We start from the raw sequence: 21,244 nt of genomic DNA on the forward strand, positions 1-21,244 counted from the left end.
CCAGCGCGCGTTACGACACGACCGACGATGACGCTGCGGGCGATTTGACGAGGTCGGTATGAGCCCCGCCGCCCCAACATCAGATGCGGCGCTGACACGGTCGCAAATCGAAAACTGGGATTTCGCTCATTTGGAGGCGGCCGCCGCTCGATGGCGCGCATCCGCTTCCGAATCTGACGAGCTGTTCGACCAGCACCGCCAGAGCGTGTCGGCCCCAGGCGGCACGGACTGGCAGGGCAGCGCCAAAGATGCCGCATGGGAGCGGGTCAGTGCGGACACCACGGTGGTCGGTCGACAAGGTGAAGTCGTCGTCGCTGCCGCCGATATCGCCGTCGCCGGAGTCAGTGACCTACGCGCAGCCCAACGTGCAGCGTTGGAAGCGATCGCCGAGGCGGAAACGGACGGTTTTAGGGTCGCAGAAGGCTTCAGGGCCACCGATACGCGGCGAATCGACATCTCTACGATGTCAGCCCGCTACACGGCGGCTGCCGAACACACGGAGAACATGCGCTGGCATGCCGAGCAGCTCCTGGCTACGGACAAGCTGATCGCGCAACGTATCTCGGCCAAAGCCGCTGAGCTGGATTCGATCATGTTCGACGGCGAAATTCGGGGAGGCGACGGCAGCGTCCAGTTCGTTAGTAACGAGGAAGAGAAGTCGCCGAAAGATGAGGCGATGGAACGGGTTGCCGAACCGCGCAGCGAGGTCGCCGAACCCGGCACGTGGCCGCCTCCTGGCACGCCGGTGTCCGGGGGTACACCGGGCGGCGATTACTACACCGACGGGATCGGCCCCTCTGTCCCCGGCGAATCGCTGCCAGAGCGGCCCAAGCCGCCGGCATGGACACCCAAAGACGTCGGCTCCGGTGGCGACGCCACGTTCGGCACCTGGGAGTCGCGGCTCCCAGGTGACCAGCTCGACAAGTGGGAACTCGATGCAGTCCGTGAAGGAATCGCGTCGACGTGGCCCGAAGCCGAACGCAATATGTCCCACTACTTCGGTGTCAGCGGTGCACCGCTGGAACAGGATGTCAGCAAGATGCTCAACGACCTGCCCAGCTTCCGTGAGGCAGTCGATACACGTATGCAGGATTTGGGGGCGCGAGCGATCAGCCAGGCGCAGGCTTCAGGTGCTACAGGACCGTTGACATTCCCGGTCAACACCGACTGGATCGGCAACCAGATTCCACAGTCCGACCGGAACTGGTATCTGGCGATCGGCAGCTTCGATTACAACCTGGGCGGAGAAGTGACGGTGTACCCGCCGACCCAACCGGGCGGGCAGTGGACCTATGCGATGGATGCCGACCTGAACATGCGGGATCGGTACAACTGGGACGTGCAGAAAGCCACCCCGATCGCTGGAGTGCCGATCAGCGACAACCAGTTGGGCCGCTTCCACATGATCGGCTGGGCAAAGGAGTTCACCATGTACGGAAGCACCGGTGTCCACAGTGGCAACTAGAGCACTGGCCGGCATCCTGCTGATCTGCTGCGCGGCTCTGGCCGGCTGTGGCCCAGGTGATCGTGAGCCCGTCACAGCAACGACAACCCCTGCTGCGAGCTTGGCACCGATCGACGAAGCCCGGGAGGTGATGGGGTCGTTCGGCCTCGTGCTGCCGACGCATGCTGAGCAGATACGAGTGGTGAAGCCGCCGCTGGAAGACTTCCGGGCGAAAGCGGTGGTGAGCTTCATCGCCCCCCGCGACGAGGTGATCAACGAAACCTGCCGCAACGTCAAGGACAAGGATTTCGACTGGCCTCCACTGCTTGGCGGCACCATCGAAGGCGACGTTCTGAAGGCTGCGAATATCGCCGTGAATCGCTCCGATTATGTGTCATGCCAGCAATACATCGGTGGACGCAAGATCTTGGTGATGGTTCCCCGAGCTGAGGGGGGCACGACTTACGTTGTGCTGTACCACATGCCGTACCGATGAATCATCGGGCCGAGCCGGCCTAGCGCAGCGCTTCTGCTGGCGCGGGCGGCACCACCGTCTTGATCGCGCCCAGGATAAGTGCGAGCGGGCCAAGTGAGTTCACAACACGTTTGAGACGAGCGACGTTGGGGCCTGCAGCGTGGAAAGTCCGGTCTCAAATGCTGCCAGGTTGTGTCTGGCGTTGGGTCCAATATCGATGAATACCAGCAGGATTGGCGCTCCGAACCCGAGTATTTGCAGGGGCGCTGGCAGCGAATGGCCAGCGGGCAGGCTGACCGGATACAGCAGTCCCGAGGTGGCGCCGTTCCATCGATCATGGTGGCGATATGCGACAGCCTGGTAGATATCGGACCTTGCGACCTTTATGCGTTGTTTAGAGGTCAGGGCGATGATTTCGCCTTCGTCCGCTATGGCGCTGGTAGCCCCAGTCAGTACATTCTTGTATTTGGTGTCCAGTAGGAGGGTTTGGCCCGCAGAGGTCTTGATGACGAGATCAGGATCGACTTTGGAGGACCTGAGCGGTGTGCCTGTCAGGTCGCGTATCGAAACGGTCGGCGGCTTCGTGTCGTCGAGTCTCAGGTGCGAGTACGAGCTGATGATCCCGCGTACGGATTCTTGGAACAGGACCGGCATCTGCCACATGAACGACTGGGTGGGGTTCTCGCCAAGTTGGTTGCTGATGAAAGTGTGGGACAACAGATTTAGGGTCGCCTGCAGTACTGAGCTGTAGTGCCTTTGGGGCCCGCGGATTGAAGTGGCTCGGATGTCTGACGGGCCAGGATCGATGTCTGCGACCTGAGCGAACTTGGGAAGTGTCGCGGCGACTTGTCGTCGGACTGCTCGGCCGGCGGCGGCCACTGGCAGCGTATGGCTCAACGTGGCGGTGTAGCGGAGCCCGGCTTTGAGGATTCGATTGTTCGGGGTGTCTTGGGTACGCACGTTGGTGCGGCAAGGAATCTGCGTTGCCTGGCCGAGGGCGAGGTGGTGCCGTACGTAGCGGTCGAGGAGAATTCGACCTTTGACTTTTCCATCGAAGACACGGTCGACGCTCCTATAGTCGCGGCGTAGCCATCGGGAGGCGAATTGGCTGATAGCCCGGGCGTGCCACATGAGAAGGCAAGCCGTGGGGTCATTTCGGACCGCGTCGAGCATCGGGTTGTCGAAGTCGAGCAGACGAAGCGGCTCGTGACGTTGCCCGAATGCGTAGTCGGCCAGGAAGAAGATGTCCGCGTCCGGGAGCTTTGCTGTCACTTCGAGTGTGAAGTCTCCGCCGGGAGTGGCAATGCGGCTAATCCCTACGCTGTCACCGGAGGTCAGGGTCCACGTGGGGTCGCCCGGGGATCGCTGAACCGTGCAGTCTGCGGCTTTCCAGAATGAGGCCGGAACGTTTGTGACGACGTGCGAGTCGATAGGCCGAGAGCGACGTTCCTGGACATGAATGGTCTCCGGTACGGTGACCGTCACATTGACCCGCCTCCGTTGTCGTCGGAGTCATCTGCGTCGTCGTCCGCGATGGTGGACGTGTCTCCCTGTTCGTCGGAGTCCTTCTCTTGGACAACGTCGTGCAGATGACCGGCGAGCAATTCGGCTTGTTCCTTTTGCGTAACGTCACCCGGTACGCCGAGCTGCGTACGGAGAGACAGCAATGCAGAGCTGTCGATCTCGCCTTCCATCTCGTACTCGGTGAGCAGAGGCAGCACTTCGTAGACGTAACGAGAGGCTAAAACCTGCAGCGAGGAGTCCGCTCCCTCGGGCTCAGCTAGGAAGTAGGAAGGTCCTACCTTCAACCCAGAGGGTGCAGTAGCGAGCGTCTGCCGGGTGAGCTCGGCGAGGTGTAGTGCTGCTGCTCGGGTGACCTCTGAGTCGAATGGATAGCCCTGGATCGGTTGATCGGTCGCGGCGATATCCAAGAACACAAACCGGCGCCGCAGCGCATAGTCGATGACGGCAATGCTGCGATCGGCGGTATTCATGGTACCGATCAGAAACAGATTGTCGGGCACAGTGATTGACGCGTCACCGTCGATTGTGTACGGCGTCGATACTGCCTCGTTGCGGTACTCCAATGCGTAGAGGAGTTCACCGAAGATATTCGGGATGTCTCCGCGGTTGATCTCGTCGAGAATCAGTACGAGATCAACCGGCGTATCGTTTGCCCGGATTTCGCGGCCGACACCGGCGAGCAGGCTGAACAGTTTATGTGTTGGGGTGAATGTGACGCCGTTTGCGTGAGGTTCGGCAACGAGCGCGCGAACAAAATCGGTGTAGTCGTAACCGGGATGGAATTGCACGATGTCCCACACCGCCGTCAGGCCGCGCCGTGAGATCTCCGCCGCGATCCCGCCGATTGTCCGTTCATTGACCGGCAGGGAGTCAATGATCGATTGAAGTCGGCTCTCGTCGGTGCGGTGAGCGCTCGCCCATTCCACGTATTTGCGTGCAACGTAGGTCTTTCCCGCCCCTGGCGGTCCCTGGAGGACAACTTGACGCTTGCGCCGCAACTGTGCGGCTAGCTCTGTGAGGTCGTCTGGCAATTGTCCCCGCTGAGCCTTCTGTTGGACGCCATGGCTCTTGGGCTGTAACGCGTCGAGAAACTCTTTGCGCGACAACCCGAGCCAGGAATTCGCTCCGATCGCCAGCGCCAGATCGACCTCACCACCTGTCGCGGGCGCGATGCCTTGCTGAGTGAGTCGCTCGGTGACCAACCTCACCAGTGATGGCGCAGCCCGACGGGTGGGGAGCAGCTGTTCGACACCGACGATGGATCCACCCCGCTTGTCCGGGATGATGAGCTGACAGCGCTCGAGAAGGCTGAGGATGTTGGTGACGGCCTTGCCGTCCGTCGGGAAGTCATCGTCGGGATAACCCGCGAGCGCCTCGCCGAGGGCCTGCCGGCTGATCATCGCCACATCGAAGCGACCATCCGCATCGGTCAGTGTGCGCCGTGTGATCTGATCGAGGCGTGTGTCAGCCAAGTTAAGTGCAGCCCAAAACAGAATGTACTGATAGTCGCGGCTGTCGCGGGCGGCGCGCAGAAGCTCGTTGTCGATGGCGATCTGGCCGCCTGCCGGTGTGCGGGCACCTTCCAGCGGCGGCGCATAGTCAACAAGATCGTTCCATAGCGGGGCGGGAGTAGAACCCTCCGCAACGTCACTGTTGAGGATCTGTTCTACCTGCTGGGCGGTCGTCTGGTCGGGCACGATCGTCGCCAGCTTTTGCATGGTCCCCTCTGGCGAGGTGAACTTCGTAAAGGAGATCTTTCCCACTGTTGGCACTGGGCTCACAGTGACAGCTTTCCAGGTCGCCAGGTGCTGTCGGGGGATGGTCGTAACGTTGCGGCGCGTCGCGGGCACGGATATGTCGGTGTCGCCGATAAGATCTTTTTGGATAGAAGAAGATCTTTTGTTTCAGGAGGTTGGATAGACGTGACCGTCGTCGAGGAACGACCAGCGCGATCGGTGGCAGCGCCACTGCGTGAGGTAAACGAACCGCCGCCACTTCCCGTGACTGACGGCGGATTCTCCACGATCCTCGCTGACCCGCCTTGGCGGTTCGCTAACCGAACGGGCAAGGTCGCACCCGAGCACCGGAGACTGGACCGCTATTCCACCCTATCGCTCGATGAAATCTGCGGACTTGACGTAAGTGGTGTGGCAGCAGACAACGCTCATCTGTACCTGTGGGTCCCGAATGCGCTTCTCCCCGACGGACTACGAGTGATGGAGGAATGGGGCTTTCGGTACGTCTCCAACATTGTGTGGTCAAAGGTGCGCCGGGACGGGCTCCCTGACGGGCGTGGAGTGGGATTCTATTTTCGCAACACCACTGAATTGTTGCTGTTCGGGGTGCGAGGGTCGATGCGCACCCTGCAGCCCGCCCGCTCACAAGTCAACCAGATCGTCACTCGCAAGCGGGAGCACAGTCGCAAACCCGACGAGCAGTACGAGCTCATCGAAGCATGCTCGCCAGGGCCATACCTGGAGATGTTTGGCAGGTACCGGCGGCCAGCTTGGGCCGTTTGGGGCGACGAGGCAAACGAGGACGTCGAACCGCGCGGGCAAACCCACAAAGGTTACGGTGGCGGCGAAATCACGAGACTTCCTGTACTAGAACCGCATAGCCGCATCCCGCAGTGGCTGGCGACGCCCATTGCCACCGCGATCAGGTCAGCGTACGACGACGGCATGAGTATTGACGCGATCGCCGCAGAAACCGGATACAGCATCAGCCGTGTGCGCCACCTTCTCGATCAGGCAGGTGCCAAGAAGCGTGGGAGAGGTCGGCCAGCCAAGGCGTAGCGCGACGATATCCAACGGCGGCGCGAGCATGTGGCTGCGACAGCAAGAGGGAAAGCCCTCATGCGCGGGGCGAACCGGTCTGTCCGATACCTGGTTTCGTTCATGAATTCGGAAGTGCGAACGGGAGTCGATTCGGATTGAGAATTCGGGAGTTTGGCAGTGGGTGACTCGGCCGCGCCCGGGACCCTGTCCCGGGCAGGTTCGGTCTTTGGCCTAGGACATCGGTGAATCGAGTTGGCCGTAGAGCAGTTCGATGGTGTCCTTCTGCTGCGCCACGGTCGCTCGCAACTGCTTGATCTCCTCGTCCTTGGCGGCGAGCCGGGCGCGCAACGCTGCGACGATGCTGCTCTCACGGCTCGCGGGGGCGGGATCGGTGGGATCGGCGTTGGATTTGTGACGGTATTGGTCGATCACGGCGATTAACTCGGGGTACTTGTAGACGGTTTTGCGTTGTACCCCGGCCCTTCGGGCGACCGTGGACACGTTGATTTCAGCGTTGGTTTTGCGCAGATGGCGGATAGCTTTCTCGATGTCGCGGCGTTTCTCGACGCTGATCGCGTGGCGGTACTTCGCGAGGGCTGCGTGGGCTTTCGCGGTTGGTGGCGGGGGCCGTCGGCTCATCGATCCGTCCCAGGGTCGGCTTTGCGGAGGACAGATTCGTGGCTTCCGCGGGTCTTGATCTGTAGCAGTGGCAGCCGGTTGGCAGTGCCGGCACCACCGACCGACTTGCCGTCGTCGGTGGCCGCGGGATCGTTGCGCAGGCGTTCGATGATGGCGTCCAGGGAGGAGATTTCGCGGCGCCGCTCGTGAATCCACACGTTGTCGTCGGTCAGGTCACGCCCGGTGCGGGCATGGTATTGAGATCGGCGAACCTCGATCAGTGCTTGGGTTTTGGTGCGTTGGTCGAGCAACTCGTCGAGATGGGTGGCGTCGGTGGCGAAGTGCCCGCACGACAAGCAGGCGTTGCCTTTGTCGCAGGACTTCAGCGGCGGCAACAGGCACACACCGTTGGGCAGCACCCGGTCGGTACGTGAGGACAGTTGAGTCAGATCGTAGATATCGGAAGGGCTGATGGCGATCTCGGTGCCGTGCGCCCCGATCTTCTTGTGTTTGAGGAATTCCGCTTCGGCGGTCGCGGCCAAGGTCGCGGCGTAGCGCAGCGTCATCTCCGGGGAGGCGTGGCCGAGGTAGCGTTGCACGACGTGGATCGGGACCCCGTCGTTGAGCAGTTCGGTGGCCCGGGTGTGGCGCAGGCGATGAGTGTGACTGAACCGCAGCGGTTTACCTGCGGCATCGGTGAGTCCGTGCATCTTGTCGAGCTTGCCCAGAACCACCCCGTAGGACTGGTAGCTGCGCGGTCGTTGCCCCCGGTGCTGATAGCGCAATCCGAGGAACAGGTACTTCGGCGTCAGGCCCGGATATCGTCCTTTGATCCAGGCCTGCTGTTCGGCGATGACGTTGACCACCGCCTGCTCGACGAGGATCGTCGGGGTGACTCCGTCGACTTTGGTCTGTTGATAGCGCAGTTTGGCCACGAAGGCATCAGGGTCATCGGAGGCCGTGGGACGGTCCTGGCCCGGGATCGGCAACAGCGGGTCGAAATCGAGCATCAGGATCTCTGAGGCGCGGCGCCCGGTCAGTGCCTGCAATAGCCATACCCGCGCTGCTTGCGGGTCATCCAGGCCGGCGACGACGGAGATGGTCGAGTCGGGGTGGGTGATGGCCACCGGTTGGCCACGATCGGCGGCCAGCACGTCGAGGTAGCAAAGCATCTGCTGCAATTCCGACGTTGAAAACCAGGTCAGTTCCCGAGACCTGTTGGCGCGGCGGGTCCGAAACGCCGCACCCCACAACCTGGTGTGGGTGTCGGTGATATCTGCCCACCTCGGGTTGCCCGTCGCGACCGCGGCTTCATCGGCATGATCGACCATGAAGGCATAGAACACCTGAGTCTGAGATTGGGTCGCATCGATCGCCGAGGGTGACAACGGCTTGTCCGGGCGGGCCGCGGCCTGCGGAGACTTCAGGTACTCGGAAAACTCGGTGAACACCAACCGCAGCGACCCACGGTCGTCGGTGATCAAGGGGTCAGTGATGTTGCGGGCAGCCAGAAACGGGCCCAGGTGGCGTGCCATGTCCCGGGCCCGGTCCACCACCGACGACCAGCGCAGCAGCTCCCCGGTCAGCGACGTGCGCAGCCAGAACCGCACCCCCTCGCGCAGCCAGTCCGGTTCGATCCCGGCGAGCCGGACCACCTTGTCGTGGCTGGGTTCGTGTTCGCGCTGCGGGATCCGCGGATCTGCGCTCAGGTCCCACACGTCGTGTGCCCACCACTGTGCTGGCGTGCAGCGCACCGACACATACAAGTGCAGGTGCTCGATGAAGCCGGTGATCTGGCGTCGAGCTCCGGGCGAGGGCAAGCGCTTGTTGCGGCGTTCGAATCCGACCATCGCGTGGCGCACAATCGTTGCCGCTGACAGGTCAGCGATGCTGCACGGCCACTGGTGGTGGCCCTGGTGGTGCTCGGCGGCTGCGTCGGTCAGGGCCCGGCCGCACCACTTCAACAGGGACGGGTCGATCTTGCGTACATCGTCGTGGGCGCATGTCCACACCCACCATGCCAATTCGTCGCAGATCCGTTGCGGTACATCGGCAGGTGTGAAGTCATGACTGTCGAGGTTGCGCCAGTAGCGCGGGTTGTGCACGAATACCGACTTGATCGGCGAGGTGTCGAGCACATATGTCAGCGACCGGCAGGATTGCGGTACCTGTTCCCATTGCTGCGCCCATACCTGGTCAGCAGCGGCCGGGGTTGGTCGCGTCGATCCCCTCGGGTGGGTGTGGTCATTGCCCGCCATGGTCGACCTTCCAGCCTGCGACGTAGTTCTTCCATTCGGCCAGGGTCCGCATTTCAGCGTCGGCGGTCACCCACCCGTAGGTCGACAGCGTGGTTTGCACGTCGGCGTGGCCTAGCCGGCGCATCACGACGTGCTCGCTGATGCCGGCCAGCAGCAGCGCGGTGGCGTGGGTGTGGCGCAGCCAATGTGGTGTCCAGTCCTCGGGCAACACATCAGAGCACCGGTCGGTGATGAGATCAACTTTGTCGTAGATGGTTTCGGGCCGCATCGGCGCGTACTTTTCGCCTCGCGTCAGGTTGACGAACACGAAATGGGTGGCCAGATCGGGGACTGCGACGTCGGCGCCATCGGCGATCAGTTGCCACACGTACTCGGAGTAGAGGGCTACCAGGTCATCGCCGACGTGGATGCGGCGGGCACCGGACTTCGCCCGCACCCCGTGCGGGTGATCATTGCGGCCGGCGATCACGATCGACGGCGTATCGCCGCCACTGATGTGAAAGTCATGGTGCCGCAAAGACAATGCTTCGCCCATTCGCATTCCGGTCTCGGACAGCACCGCGAGGAACAAGCGGTCACGCAAGCCGGTCGCTCCACCTGACCACTGACCGGAATCGGTTTGGACACTACAGGCGTCCAAGATGGCGTTCACCTGGACCGGAAGCAGCAGCGGGGTTTCGCTGCGGTTGGGTGTGCGTCGGCGATAGATCGGCGCGTCGTGGTCGCGTTGCGGACCGATTCCGGTCAGAAACGATGCGTAGCGCCGTCGAGCAGCGCGGGCGTGGGAGGAGAACAAGCGTCGGTAAGGACGATCGAGGTCGTGTGCCTCGGCGAAGTATCGATACATCGACAACACCGCGGCACCGCGTGGTAGCAGCGAGGACTCGGCCATCGATTGCTCGACATCACCGATACGGCTGGTGCCGGGAAGATCCCCGGTCCGCAGATAGCGCAGGAACTGGCCGAACAGACTGGTGGGGAAGTCGTCCCAGGCGGTGTGGGTGTGCTCCAACAAGGTCCACCAGGCGGCCAGTCCGTAGGCGTATGCGCGGACCGTGTGCGGTGAGGCACTGCTGTCGACCAGGAATCGCAGGTACTCCCGAGCAGGTGCAATCGGAAGCTTGTCGGCGCCGACCACGGTGTAGGAGTGGGACCGGTCGGCAAACGACAACCGCTGCACTTGCGCCACGATCACCGACCCCCGCCCCGACTCACGACTATCTGCCTCGGCGGAAATCGTCCAGTCGGATCACCCGGGTGCCCCGCTCGCCAGCCGGAGACGACGATCTGCTCGAAGACCCGGCCGCAGCGGCCACCGGATGACGATCGGCCTCGGGTGCTGGTCGTTGTGTCGCCAAGAACCAATCCAGCAGATCCGGCGGAAAGATCATGGACTCACGAGCGGCCAGCATCGGGACCGAAGCGCCGCCATAGCAGCGTTCTACCCACTTGCGTAGCAGCCGAGGCCGCTCTGGCTCACGGTCCTTCCACCCAGGCTCGGTCATGCCCCAGGTGTGTCCGGTCGCAGGATTGATCCGTGAATGTAGCTGTGTGGTCAATGTTTTGGCTCGCACAGCATCGATCAACTTCGTGTCCCGCAGATGCATGATCAGCGACCCCAGCGACAAGCCCCACTTGTCTTTGATCGGCCGCAAATTCAACAGCGACATCACCCGGGGCAACTCCGAGGCGATCACTGCCGCCGGCGCCAACAACTCGGTGGCGAACCGGTTGGCTTCCAACTCTTCGTGAGCACTCACTGAACAGTAGGCACGGCTGTGCAGAACCAAATGCCCCAACTCGTGAGCAATGGTGAACCGAGTGCGCTCCCAGGATTCGGTCTCCCGCAGCACCAGCAGCGGGCGGTCTCGGTGCCGGCCCACCCAGCTCGAATAGCCAAGGTGCTTCTCGTCACGCGCCCGCCCGGGAGTGGCGGCGAACTCGCTTTCCCATTCGCCGGGAACGCGCCGACGCACGATGACCGGGGCGCCCAAGCGTTCAGCTTCATACGTCAAATCGTCCAGGGGCGCATCGGGATCCACGCCCATCGCTTCCCTCATGCGGGCCGCCGCGCCGGCGATCGACGTCTTCACCGGCCCGTCGCCGACTACGGCGGGAACCTTGACCGGCGGCAGCTTCGACTGGGCGTCAAGATCGCTGAGGAAGTCCCCAGCCAGCGACGCGAACGTGGCCAGGAATTCCTGCTCGCCGACCGTCATCGACTTCGGCGCCCGAAACAGCAGTTCATCAGCGGTTACCCGAGATTGCGGTTCGGAACTGAAAAACCGTGCAGGGAAGCGAAACAACACTGCCAGCCGTTCAACATCGGAGTCCTCAAGCCAAATCGTGGGAGACTTCTCGATCTTCGTCTGGCGGTGGTTGGTCCAGCCAACCGACTCCACTACCGAAGTTGCTGTCATCCGCCGCAGCAGCCGGGCCTGCCGGACCCGTGCACCAAATACCTCTGTCATCGCGCGCTCGATTCAACATCATCGGGTTGGGAATCGCACATGCACCCGACACTGTGCATGAGGGCTACGACGTCTGCGGCGGTGCCGCCTCCTCGCCACCGTCTTCCTGGTCGACGTCCCCGAAATCGTCGTCCCGACGACGCTTCTCGGTGCCTGTCAATCCCGGCGCACTGCCCGTGCCACCGGTCGCGCCGGAAGGATCCGAGCGTTCCTCCATGATCGGTGGGGGCAACGGCGTCGCCGCATAGAGCAGCTGCACCGTTTCGGTGAGCACGCCCGCGGCCAGCACTGCCCCACCCAAGCCGCCAGACGGGCCCGACCACCACAAGACGTACAGGCGATAGCCCGGCGGCTCCGCAATCCCGTCCTCGCCGCCCACCGAATGGCCCAACTCCTCCTCGATGCTCAGCTGGACCGCACCAGGGACATAGGCCACCAACCCCAGCAGGCTGCCATCCCACTTGCGTGGATGCTTCTTGACCGGGATTCGCGTCCCCTTCCCGTCCAGAAGTAAAATCCCCATCCCATTGCCCCGTGCGACCTTCAGCGTTGAATCGTCCGTCTGCCGGCGCCGCCGTGACGTCAGCAGGGTCTCCAACAACGTGCACGACACCGTGATCGACCGCGGCTCGCTGCCCTGGTCGCTGAACCGATCCGGCACCTCCGGCAGCCGCGCGACGATATCGCCGTGAAACTCGCCCAGAGCCAGGCCGTGCTGCGCTGCGAACGCCTCCACCAAGGCCTGCGGATCTTCGTGTAGTTCCATGGGGTGTTTTTTTACCCCGCCACACAACATTTGTTGGTCCGCCACGCCGCCGAACGCCGCGCAATTTTCCGCGTACCATACCTAGTAGGATACATGTGTAGCAGGTAATCATCCCATTTCAAAACGCAATATTGCGCTCTGAAATCAGTTTAACGCCTGATAAGCCGTGGCGCGAACAGCGCATTGTGGAGCAGTACAACCAGACCATGAATGCACACGTGTTGCGCAGCCATGATGGTTCGCACTTGACATTCCCAGGCTTGGCCGACGGGATCGAACTGTGGCCGTGGCAACGCGATTTTGTCGACCGGGGCGTGTCCACTCCAAGTGTTTACTGTGCACATGAGGTCGGCCTCGGAAAAACTTTGACAGCAATAACTTTGGCGATGACGTTACGTCAGTTCGGGTTAGCTAACAGGCCCGCGCTGATCGTACCATTGCACCTCATAGAGCAGGCCACCCGCCAGTGCTACCAGGCGTGGCCGGCGGGCCGGTTTTTGATGATAGTGCCCCTTGGGGTGGTGGACTTCGGATCGGCGTGGGTTCACGCGTGGTGATCAACGAGTCGTGGTGAATGCTAGGCGATTTGGCGTTGTGAGGAAACCGGTTCGGTCACTGGGTGGGCGGCGGCGTGTTTTGCGTCGATGACTTTGCGCAGCTCAGCCATGGACACCTCGGACAGGTAGCGGCGGGTGACCTGCCATTCGTCGTGGGCCTCGATGACCACCGCGGTGGCCAGCCGTAGGAACGCGGCGGGGTTGGGGAAGATCTCCACGACATCGGCACGGCGTTTGATCTCCTTGTTGAGCCGCTCGATGGGATTGTTCGACCAGATCTTCTGCCAGTGGGTGCGCGGGAACGCGGTAAAGGCCAGCACGTCGGCTTTCGCCTCATCCATCATCGCGGCCACCTTCGGAAAACTGCCCGACAGGGTGTCGGCGACCTGATCCCACTGCGCAGCCACATCAGCGGGGTCGGTGTGGGCGAAGATCGTCTTGACCGCCGCGGTGACCGCCGGGGCGTGTTTGGCGGCCACCGCGCCATGCAGGTTGCGCATGAAATGGACCCGGCAGCGCTGCCACGAGGACCCGGTGAACTGCTGGGCCACGGCGGCTTTGAGCCCGGCGTGGGCATCGGAGATCACCAGGTGCACCCCGGAAAGGCCGCGGGCCTTGAGCGAGGCCAGAAACTCCCGCCAGAACTCGAAAGACTCGCTGTCACCGACCGCGGTGCCCAGCACCTCACGGGTGCCATCGATGGAGACGCCGGTGGCCACCACCAGGGCCTGGGAGACCACGTGGGCGCCGACGCGGACTTTGCAGAAGGTGGCGTCGCAGAAGACGTACGGGAACGTGGTGTGGGTCAGGCTGCGGGTACGGAAAGCCTCGATCTCCTTGTCGAGGCCGGCGCAGACGCGCGAGACCTCTGATTTGGAGACCCCGGATCCAACGCCGAGTGCGGCGACCAGGTCATCGACGCTGCGGGTCGACACGCCATGGACGTAGGCCTCCATGATCACCGCATGCAGGGCCTTGTCGATGCGACGGCGGCGTTCCAGCAGCGAGGGGAAGAAGGAGCCAGCCCGCAGTTTGGGGATCTTGACCTCGATATCGCCGGAGGTCGTCGATACCGTCTTGGGCCGATGCCCGTTGCGGTGCGTGCTGCGTTCGCCGCTGCGTTGGTAGCGTCCGGCCCCGATGGTCTCGGTGGCCTCGGCCTCGATCAACGCCTGCAGCCCGGCGCGGATCAGCTCGGCGAACACCGCCCCAGCATCAGCGGACTTGAGTGCATCGAGCTGGGCGAGCAAGGCAGAATGGTCCTGGGTCATCGCGTGGTGCGTCCTTTGCTTGAGTCACTTGGTAGGTAACTCACTGACCACTACGCGATGGCCCGCCCGAAAGCCTTCACCGACACACCCGGGCCCGGGTCGTCCTCAGCTCCGAAACCCCACCACCCCAGGGGACTTACCCTTTTTGATCGTGACCCGCGATGATCTGCACGGTGACGCGCGGCGCCAGTTTGTCGCCCGGTGCGCCACTGGGGACTGGGATCTGGTGATCATGACTCACGAAACGTTCTCGTCGCTTCCGGTGCCGGCCACTGTGGAGCGGGCCTGGTTGGAGGACCAGCTGGGCGAGCTGGAGAACTTTGCGCGGTCCGAGGGGTACACCGGTAAGCGGATCGCTGCTGCTGTGCGCTCGCTGGAGGGGCGGATTAAGCGGCTACGGTCATCGGTCAACGACCCGCGCGCGATCACGTTCAAGAGTCTGGGTCTGGACTATCTGATCGTTGATTTAACCGACCTACCTTATTGCCGTTCGTGTCGTTCGTCGAAATGTGTGGTCGGGAAGGTACCGTCTGCTTAACCAAATTCGCATTCAATGTTCGTAACGTCTGCGGTAGGTGGTGGATTGTGGCGGGTCGTCTGGTGGTTGGGCTCCGTGTGCAGGAGATTACGCGAGGTGATGGACGCCGCGCCTATACGATTCTCGATGGCGTCGGCGCGGTTTATGGTGTCGCGGATGGCTACCTGCGCAGGTGCGCCGGTGGCACGGACCGCACATACGCGTATCTGTTGGTTGATCATCTGCGGTGGCTGGAATTCGAGTCTCTGACAACGGAAACGGTGCAGCTGCGGGATTTGCAGCGTTACATGGGTGCCGTCGGCGCGGAGTACCACGGCCCGTTCGGCTGTCCGTGGCGCACCGACAAACGTCCCTATAGCCAGGGCACATTGGAGACGGCCGCGGCCTGCCTAAAAGGTATGTATCTGTACCAGGGCTCGCGAGGCGTACGTTCCGACCTTGCCAAGGAGCTCGAACACACACGACTGCCGACGACAGCAGACCGGCGGCGAATCTTCCTAGGCCACACGGTCAATGAGATGTCATCTAACCCATTGACACCGGCGAAGACGGTGCGACGGCGTCATCCGAAGCTGCCACCGGAGGATGCACGTGGTCATCTTGTAGATGCTGTGTCGAGCGCGCGCGATCGGATGGTGGTGACCTGGTTGGCCGACGGCGGTTTCCGCATCGGCGAATTGTGCGGTCTGCACTTGATAGATCTCCATCTGCGTGAAGGCGCTGGCTGCGGGCAATGCCGGTCGCGGCATGTCCATATCTGTCACCGGGAGACCAACCCGAACGGGGCGCGAGCGAAAACCAAGCACCCGTGGCGAATTGACGGAGGCACCGTGCACGGTGGATTGATCCGGCGTGCCAGTCCGGCCATGGTGCACGCCTATTTCGAGTACCTGACGACCGAATACCCCTCGGATGTGGAGCACGGAATGTTGTTGGTGCAGTTGCACGGAGCCAATCGGGGCGAGCCATTAGCGGCGGCTGCGGTGCGGGGGATGCTGGCACGTGCCAGCAAGCGGGCTGATGTGGGAAAGGTTCGGCCGCATGCGTTTCGGCACCAGTTCGCCACCGATGTGCTCGAGGCGTCGGGCGGCAACAGCATTATTGCGCGTGATGCCGGCGGTTGGGCATCGGCGACGACGGTCGAGCAGGTGTACGGCCACGCCGACATCGACGACCCGACCTTTTCGGCGGCTCTGGACCATGTGTGGGGCCGGACAAAATGATCCCGTTGACCCTGGTACCCGACGAGAGCGAAAGCCGGGCCGCGCGTGACCGTTTGGAGCTACTGACTGCCCTGATCTCGGTGCCGGGGTTCGATCCGCTCTATCGGGACGACGTGATTGTCATCCCGCGCGATCATCTGGTCTATGGGTGGGGGTGTGCGGTCGCCAATTGTGAGCGGCCCCGCCGCAGCCACAGTGCGCGGGTATGTGAACGCCACCATCAGGAGTGGCTGCAGGCTCAGGCTTCGGGTGTCACGTTGGGTGTGTTCGTTGCCGCCGCGCAGCCGTTGACGGCGCGCTTGGGTGCCGGCCTGGAGATGTGTCGAATCTGCAATGATCGGGCTGTTTTTCACCGCGACACGCGGTTGTGCAAGCGCCACTATCAGTCCTGGTGGCGCCGCTTCACCGCGGACGGGGACGCGGATTTCGATCACTGGCTGCAGGCCCAACATTCCTACCCGAGCTACGGGGTTTGTCGGTGCATGGTGTGCTCGGACCCGGCAGCCAGTCCGTTGGGGTTGTGCCAGCAACACGGCGACCGCTACAAACAGGCCGGTAAACCCGGCGGTGCGCGGTTGCCCGACAGTTGGGCGTTGAGTCTGGAGCCCAAAGGTTTGCCGGTACCGGTGTCCTACGACGACCCCATCCTCTTTGGCCAATGGTGTGCGCAGGCTAACCCGGTCTACCGGTCCGGGGTGATCAACCTGATCGGGTTGGCTCCGATGCTCAAGGCCGAATTCCAATGGGGCTTGCACGCGCACTGCCAGGACCGCGATCCCACGGCGTGGGAGGTCTTCGAAATTCAGCGGCTGGTGAACGTCTGCCGGCGGCTAGGTTGTGTGTCGTTGGCCGATCACGACGGGCAGCGATGGACCGACGTCGATGGGAAATCGGTTCTGGACGCCCGTATTTCGCAGATCGGCCGCGAAATCATCGACTCGTTGCGGATGGTGTATTACAGTCCGGCCGATACCCGGGAGGCCGGATTCATCGAGACCCATCATTTCGGCCGACGCTTCCCGGTGTTGCGCAGCAAGTTCGATTTGACCACTGTTCCGCAACGCTGGCTGCGCGATCTGCTGTGGGACCATTTGGCCGAACTGCTGCGATCGGAACGGCCGCCCCGCAGCCGCGGCCCGCTCGACGCGTTGCGCCGCGGGGCCGTGGAACTCGGCGCCTACCTGGAACTCAACGCTGCACAGGGAGGTCACGTCCCGGCGCTGCTGACAGCGCAGGATGCGCAGGGCTTCGTCGCCGATCAGCGTCATCGCGAGCAGCATGGCCTGGTATCGCTGGGCATGGTGCGCCAAGACGGCAAACCCTCGATCGTCACCAACGTGACCCGCCGGCTGGTCTTCAACGCCATCCGCAAATTGCTGTACCGCGCACTGGAATCCGGCCGCGCCGCCGAGATTGAACTCAAGCGCGATTTTATCGTCGAATTCCCGGCCGGTGGCCCTGACCCGAAGACATCCCGCAGTCCGTTCAGCGACGACGTCGCGCAGGCCCTCGCCGATGACACGAATCTCGCGGCGTTCGCGGCTACCTACGATCCTCACGATCGGGGTCTGCGCGATGTGTGGGAAGCCATTGTGGTCACGGGCCGGCGCTGCGGGGAGGTTCTCACGCTGCGGTTGGACTGCATCGGGCGGTATGGGCAGCTGCCGATGCTCTGGCACGACCAGACCAAGGTCGGCAACTACAACGAAGGGATCCGCATCCCCGAACCACTCTTCGTGCGAATCGAAGAACGCCGCACCAAAACGATTGCCAGGTTCGAACGCCGCCACGGCCGCCTGCCCACCCCGGCGGAGCGATCGGTGATGGCGCTGTTTCCCTCCAACGTGCGCAATCGCGCCGAAACCCGTTCGATCTCCTACGGATTCTTCAGCCGTAGCTTCAAGGAATGGGTGGCTGAGTTGGCCCTGCCTCGGACCGTTGCGCACCAGGCTCGCCATACGCTGGCCACCAACCTGCTGCGGGCCGGGGCGAGCCTGGCGCACATCCGCCGGTATCTGGGCCAGGTCAGTGACCGCATGGCTGAGCATTACGTCACTGTGGCCCACTCCGATTTGGAGGACATCCTGGCGTGCGTGTGGGTCACCGGACCGGCCACTGCCAACCCCGGTGAAATGCTGTCCGACGAGCGACCGTTGACCCGCGAGCACGCGATGGCGATTGCCGTCGACCTGTCCCGACGCAGCACACCGGCCGAAGGTGGGTTCTGCACCTTCCAGCCGGTGGTCAATGGTGCGGCCTGCCCCTGGAACCTGGACTGCCACAATTGCGACAAATTTGTTCTGTCGGGCGCGGATCTGCTGTATTGGCGTAGAAAGCAACAGCAGTGGCGCTCGATCGCTGAGCGTGCACCCGACGAAGCGACCGCCAACTATCTGCACGACGTCTTCGAACCGACCGCCCGGGCCATCGCCGGACTGGAACGCGCACTAGCTGGCCTTGGCCTGCTTGACGAGGCCCTCAGCCTCGATCTGCGCCGCCCGCAGGACTACTTCCACCGGGTGTGGAGTACGAACTTTCCGGTCGCTGACCTCACCACCCTTGATGGCGCTGACGATCCTGACGGGCAGGAGATCGCCTAACTATGGCAGGCCCCACATCGAGTCGCACCGCGGCCGCGCTACAGTCCCGCCGCACCGCGGCCGCCGCCATGGTCGAGCGTGTGCACGATGCGCTGCGACACATGAAACGCGAACAAATGGACATCACCGCCGCGGCCGTGGCGCGACGCGCAAACGTATCGCGCACATTCCTCTACCAAAATGCGGCAGCACGCCAAGGCGTCGCTGAGGCCATCGCCGAGACGACCGATCGCCATGCACGAGCACAATCCGAGAGAGACAAGCAAACGGCGGCGACATGGCGTGAACGCGCACTCAACGCCGAAGAACAACTCACGTGTCTGAACCGTGAAATCATTAAACAGCGCAACACCATTGGTGACCTCCTCGGCAAAATCCGTGACCTCGAAGCTGACCTACCCGAAGACGGCGTGCAACGGCTGATCACCGAGCGCACCACCCTCAAGCGCCAAATCCAAGACCTCACCCACGAAAAGAACCGACTCAACGAGCGACTCCACGCAGCGCGCGACAACAATCGATTCCTGGATAACCGAATCGCTGACCTCGAGGCTCAACTCATCGACCGATCCGTTGTGCGGGACAACGCTTGACCACCCGTCGATGCGACCAACTCCGGAAATTGGTCTATCGAGGAAGTCGCTGTTCTAATTGGGCCCTAGCCGTGGTCCTCAATGATCAGGGCGACCACTTCGCTGAGATGGGATGAATCGGAGTTCCGTTCTGGCTACGTTGCCAAACGCGTTGTGCTCGATGGAAAGCCCCCCACCGGCCCGGTTCAACGCAAATCGCCGCTACAGCGATGGCTGCATCGCAGGCTCTCGACGTCAGGCATGCATTGCCCGAGGGCATCGTTAATTGATTGAGACAGTCTGTGAGCTTCGCAGCCATATCTGGGTGCGTGCCGGTTTCATCGGTAATTTGGTTCGGTGGTGCTCACGCGAGGAATTGTTCAACTGCCTGTAGTGCGTGATCCTGGTAGCCCAGATTGCCCAATGCGGGATAGATGTACTCCTGGTTGGTGACCGGACCGGTCAGCGTCTTGGCGTGGCTCGCGTAGAACAGCCCAGTTTTGAGTTCGGGATTGGTCAGGGCTTTGACCATCCGTTCGCCGCCCGCAGGCAAAGGATGTGCGAGACCGAATAACGGTGCGACGTACGGAAACACGAACCGCGCGCCGAGCGTGCGTGCGAGCAATCCGCTGTGGTCGAGTGCGCCGGTACCGCTGGTATTGCCGGGGCTCATCGTTAGGAGGCGCAGATTCGGATGGCGGCGTGCTGATGCGGCCATCCAGGCGGCTCCGAGGAACTTTACGTATGCATAGGCGTGCAATGGGTTTCGCGTGCGCCCTTCGAAGAAGGACCCGTCGATTACGGCCGCGTATTCATCAACGGAGTGCTGCTGGAATGTAGGCCGCGGGATTCGTAGCGCGGGTACGCCGCGGGCGGCTTCGCTGCCGGCCAGCACCCCGGTATTGAGGAGTGCTCCCGAGTCAATCAGCGCTGCCAAGAGCGCGGCGTGGCCGCCGATATTATCGGCGAAGATTCTGGTCATGCCTGTATCGGTCCGTTGAAACGGCATGTTGCCTCCGGTGCCTCCGGCGTTGAGCAGGACACCATGGAGAGGATTATCGAGGGCCTGGACCAGGCGCTGTGCAGATTCCGGGTTCGCAGCGTCGAAATCGACGGTGATGAATCGTGTGTAGCCGGTCAGAGCTTGCAGCTCCGATCGTGCTCGCTGCGCCTTGACGCGGTTGCGGCAGGCCAGGTAAATCGCCGAATAGTTGCCGTGCACCGCCAGTTGGCGGGCTGATTCACGGCCGATTCCAGAGTTGGCGCCTGTGATAAGTACTGCGTTTTGCATACTGGTTCCTTAACGGCTGATGGATGGCGAGACCAGACTACGCACCAACTGTACTTATTAGTACATAGTCCTGCGATGGTCCGCGCACCGAATCGAGACTGCTCCAAAGGCAAGCTCCCATCAGGCGCTCGCGGGGCAGCCGGAGCGTGACAGTCGCCGATGGAAGGTGCGGCTTGCTGTTTGCGATGCTGCCGCGTCGACGAATGCCCACGATGCCATCGAGCTGGACTCTCAATCGAAACGTCCTATCGGACGGGATTTTCCCGGCACTACGTCCACGGACGGGATCGGCATCTCGAGCACTGACTTCTGAATCTGTGACGTCGAGGTCACCGAAATCAACTGCACCGCTTTAACTTCCACAAAAACTCGGTTACCGCATCACTGATCGTTATATACCGAAGTCAAGCTGTGTCATAGTTGAGCTAGTTCAGCTGGATTCCAACCCACGCATCGACGATGCCGGGGTGTATGGCTTACTGCTGTGCGTCTATGAACGCGGCTAGTTGGGTGAGGTTGGGGCCGGTGGCTTCGGGGGTTGTGGGTAGGCGTTCGGTTGGGGCGTTGGTTCGATTTACCCAGAATGTGCGGTAGCCGAATGTGCTGGCGCCGGCTGAGTCCCAGCCGCCGTGTGCGCTGAAGGCGATTTGTGTGCGCGGAAGCCCGAATGCATCAACTCCCATCTGGTATGCGCGGGGGTCGGGTTTGAATGCTTGGACGCGGTCGGTGCTTAGCCTCGATCCACCGATGAATCGGCTTGGTGAATTGGTGTCGTAACGAGGAAAGTGCCTTCTGAGCTGTGATGATGAGTGTTCCTACGCACTTATCGGCACAACTTCGAAAGGCACTTCCGGTGAAA

16 protein-coding genes are annotated in these 21,244 nt (G+C 62.4%); 7 read left to right on the plus strand and 9 right to left on the minus strand.

The window, feature by feature from the left end; genetic code table 11:
- Positions 1-58 precede the first annotated feature (58 nt).
- Both E0T84_RS32090 and E0T84_RS24635 read left to right on the plus strand, forming a co-directional pair.
- Complete coding sequence (locus E0T84_RS32090) at positions 59-1,465, plus strand: hypothetical protein (RefSeq protein ID WP_212757731.1); 1,407 nt, start codon at positions 59-61, stop codon at positions 1,463-1,465.
- Positions 1,446-1,940: a hypothetical protein gene (locus E0T84_RS24635; RefSeq protein WP_138745770.1), complete on the plus strand. Its 495-nt coding sequence runs from the start codon at positions 1,446-1,448 to the stop codon at positions 1,938-1,940. The genes E0T84_RS32090 and E0T84_RS24635 overlap by 20 nt, the downstream gene beginning before the upstream one ends.
- A 99-nt stretch (positions 1,941-2,039) precedes the next feature.
- Here the strand turns inward: E0T84_RS24635 and E0T84_RS24640 are convergent, their stop codons facing one another.
- Together E0T84_RS24640 and E0T84_RS24645 are read right to left on the minus strand one after the other, a co-directional pair.
- Positions 2,040-3,404, minus strand: coding sequence for a hypothetical protein (locus E0T84_RS24640; RefSeq protein WP_138745771.1), 1,365 nt, complete (start codon positions 3,402-3,404; stop codon positions 2,040-2,042).
- Entirely contained in the window at positions 3,401-5,206 is a 1,806-nt protein-coding gene (locus tag E0T84_RS24645; protein ID WP_138745772.1) for an McrB family protein, read from the minus strand. Before E0T84_RS24645 ends, E0T84_RS24640 begins: the two co-directional genes overlap by 4 nt.
- Before the next feature lie 159 nt (positions 5,207-5,365).
- On the opposite strand from E0T84_RS24645, the gene E0T84_RS24650 reads away from it, so the two are divergent.
- On the plus strand, positions 5,366-6,238 hold the full coding sequence (locus E0T84_RS24650) for an MT-A70 family methyltransferase (RefSeq protein ID WP_138745773.1): 873 nt from the start codon (positions 5,366-5,368) through the stop codon (positions 6,236-6,238).
- A 213-nt stretch (positions 6,239-6,451) separates the two neighbouring features.
- On the opposite strand, the gene E0T84_RS24655 is transcribed toward E0T84_RS24650, so the two are convergent.
- The 6 genes from E0T84_RS24655 to E0T84_RS24685 all read right to left on the minus strand — a co-directional run bounded on the left by E0T84_RS24655 (position 6,452) and on the right by E0T84_RS24685 (position 14,161).
- Positions 6,452-6,859, minus strand: coding sequence for a DUF6262 family protein (locus E0T84_RS24655; protein WP_138745774.1), 408 nt, complete (start codon positions 6,857-6,859; stop codon positions 6,452-6,454).
- Positions 6,856-9,096, minus strand: coding sequence for a tyrosine-type recombinase/integrase (locus tag E0T84_RS24660; protein ID WP_249383737.1), 2,241 nt, complete (start codon positions 9,094-9,096; stop codon positions 6,856-6,858). Before E0T84_RS24660 ends, E0T84_RS24655 begins: the two co-directional genes overlap by 4 nt.
- Positions 9,083-10,285, minus strand: a complete 1,203-nt coding sequence (locus E0T84_RS24665) for a tyrosine-type recombinase/integrase (RefSeq protein WP_138745775.1) — start codon at positions 10,283-10,285, stop codon at positions 9,083-9,085. Before E0T84_RS24665 ends, E0T84_RS24660 begins: the two co-directional genes overlap by 14 nt.
- Positions 10,286-10,313: 28 nt before the next feature.
- Positions 10,314-11,567, minus strand: coding sequence for an ImmA/IrrE family metallo-endopeptidase (locus tag E0T84_RS24670; RefSeq protein WP_138745776.1), 1,254 nt, complete (start codon positions 11,565-11,567; stop codon positions 10,314-10,316).
- Between the two features lie 64 nt (positions 11,568-11,631).
- Positions 11,632-12,333, minus strand: a complete 702-nt coding sequence (locus E0T84_RS24675; protein WP_138745777.1) for a hypothetical protein — start codon at positions 12,331-12,333, stop codon at positions 11,632-11,634.
- 577 nt (positions 12,334-12,910) lie between these two features.
- Positions 12,911-14,161, minus strand: coding sequence for an IS256 family transposase (locus E0T84_RS24685; RefSeq protein ID WP_138745778.1), 1,251 nt, complete (start codon positions 14,159-14,161; stop codon positions 12,911-12,913).
- A gap of 151 nt (positions 14,162-14,312) precedes the next feature.
- On the opposite strand from E0T84_RS24685, the gene E0T84_RS24690 reads away from it, so the two are divergent.
- Genes E0T84_RS24690 through E0T84_RS24705 form a run of 4 tightly spaced genes read left to right on the plus strand, consistent with a single transcriptional unit; the run spans position 14,313 to position 19,115 of the window.
- Positions 14,313-14,699, plus strand: coding sequence for a hypothetical protein (locus tag E0T84_RS24690; protein ID WP_249383738.1), 387 nt, complete (start codon positions 14,313-14,315; stop codon positions 14,697-14,699).
- A 47-nt stretch (positions 14,700-14,746) separates the two neighbouring features.
- Positions 14,747-15,922, plus strand: a complete 1,176-nt coding sequence (locus tag E0T84_RS24695; RefSeq protein WP_016343846.1) for a tyrosine-type recombinase/integrase — start codon at positions 14,747-14,749, stop codon at positions 15,920-15,922.
- Between the two features lie 5 nt (positions 15,923-15,927).
- The gene (locus E0T84_RS24700) at positions 15,928-18,522 is read left to right on the plus strand and encodes a site-specific integrase (RefSeq protein ID WP_212757732.1); all 2,595 of its coding nucleotides are present in this window, start codon (positions 15,928-15,930) and stop codon (positions 18,520-18,522) included.
- A 2-nt stretch (positions 18,523-18,524) separates the two neighbouring features.
- Positions 18,525-19,115, plus strand: a complete 591-nt coding sequence (locus tag E0T84_RS24705) for a DUF6262 family protein (RefSeq protein ID WP_138745779.1) — start codon at positions 18,525-18,527, stop codon at positions 19,113-19,115.
- Between the two features lie 343 nt (positions 19,116-19,458).
- Here the strand turns inward: E0T84_RS24705 and E0T84_RS24710 are convergent, their stop codons facing one another.
- On the minus strand, positions 19,459-20,385 hold the full coding sequence (locus tag E0T84_RS24710) for an SDR family NAD(P)-dependent oxidoreductase (RefSeq protein WP_138745780.1): 927 nt from the start codon (positions 20,383-20,385) through the stop codon (positions 19,459-19,461).
- Positions 20,386-21,244: the final 859 nt, after the last annotated feature.

The sequence above is a fragment of the Mycobacterium sp. DBP42 genome, from assembly GCF_005924235.1.
GTDB lineage: Bacteria > Actinomycetota > Actinomycetes > Mycobacteriales > Mycobacteriaceae > Mycobacterium > Mycobacterium syngnathidarum.

What these genes read in the sequence shown, in the direction of transcription:
- E0T84_RS32090 (WP_212757731.1), top strand. Translation starts at nt 59, where the DNA reads ATGAGCCCCGCCGCCCCAACATCAGATGCGGCGCTGACACGGTCGCAA.
- E0T84_RS24655 (WP_138745774.1), bottom strand. Translation starts at nt 6,859, where the DNA reads ATGAGCCGACGGCCCCCGCCACCAACCGCGAAAGCCCACGCAGCCCTC.
- E0T84_RS24660 (WP_249383737.1), bottom strand. Translation starts at nt 9,096, where the DNA reads ATGGCGGGCAATGACCACACCCACCCGAGGGGATCGACGCGACCAACC.
- E0T84_RS24670 (WP_138745776.1), bottom strand. Translation starts at nt 11,567, where the DNA reads ATGACAGAGGTATTTGGTGCACGGGTCCGGCAGGCCCGGCTGCTGCGG.
- E0T84_RS24675 (WP_138745777.1), bottom strand. Translation starts at nt 12,333, where the DNA reads ATGGAACTACACGAAGATCCGCAGGCCTTGGTGGAGGCGTTCGCAGCG.
- E0T84_RS24685 (WP_138745778.1), bottom strand. Translation starts at nt 14,161, where the DNA reads ATGACCCAGGACCATTCTGCCTTGCTCGCCCAGCTCGATGCACTCAAG.
- E0T84_RS24705 (WP_138745779.1), top strand. Translation starts at nt 18,525, where the DNA reads ATGGCAGGCCCCACATCGAGTCGCACCGCGGCCGCGCTACAGTCCCGC.
- E0T84_RS24710 (WP_138745780.1), bottom strand. Translation starts at nt 20,385, where the DNA reads ATGCAAAACGCAGTACTTATCACAGGCGCCAACTCTGGAATCGGCCGT.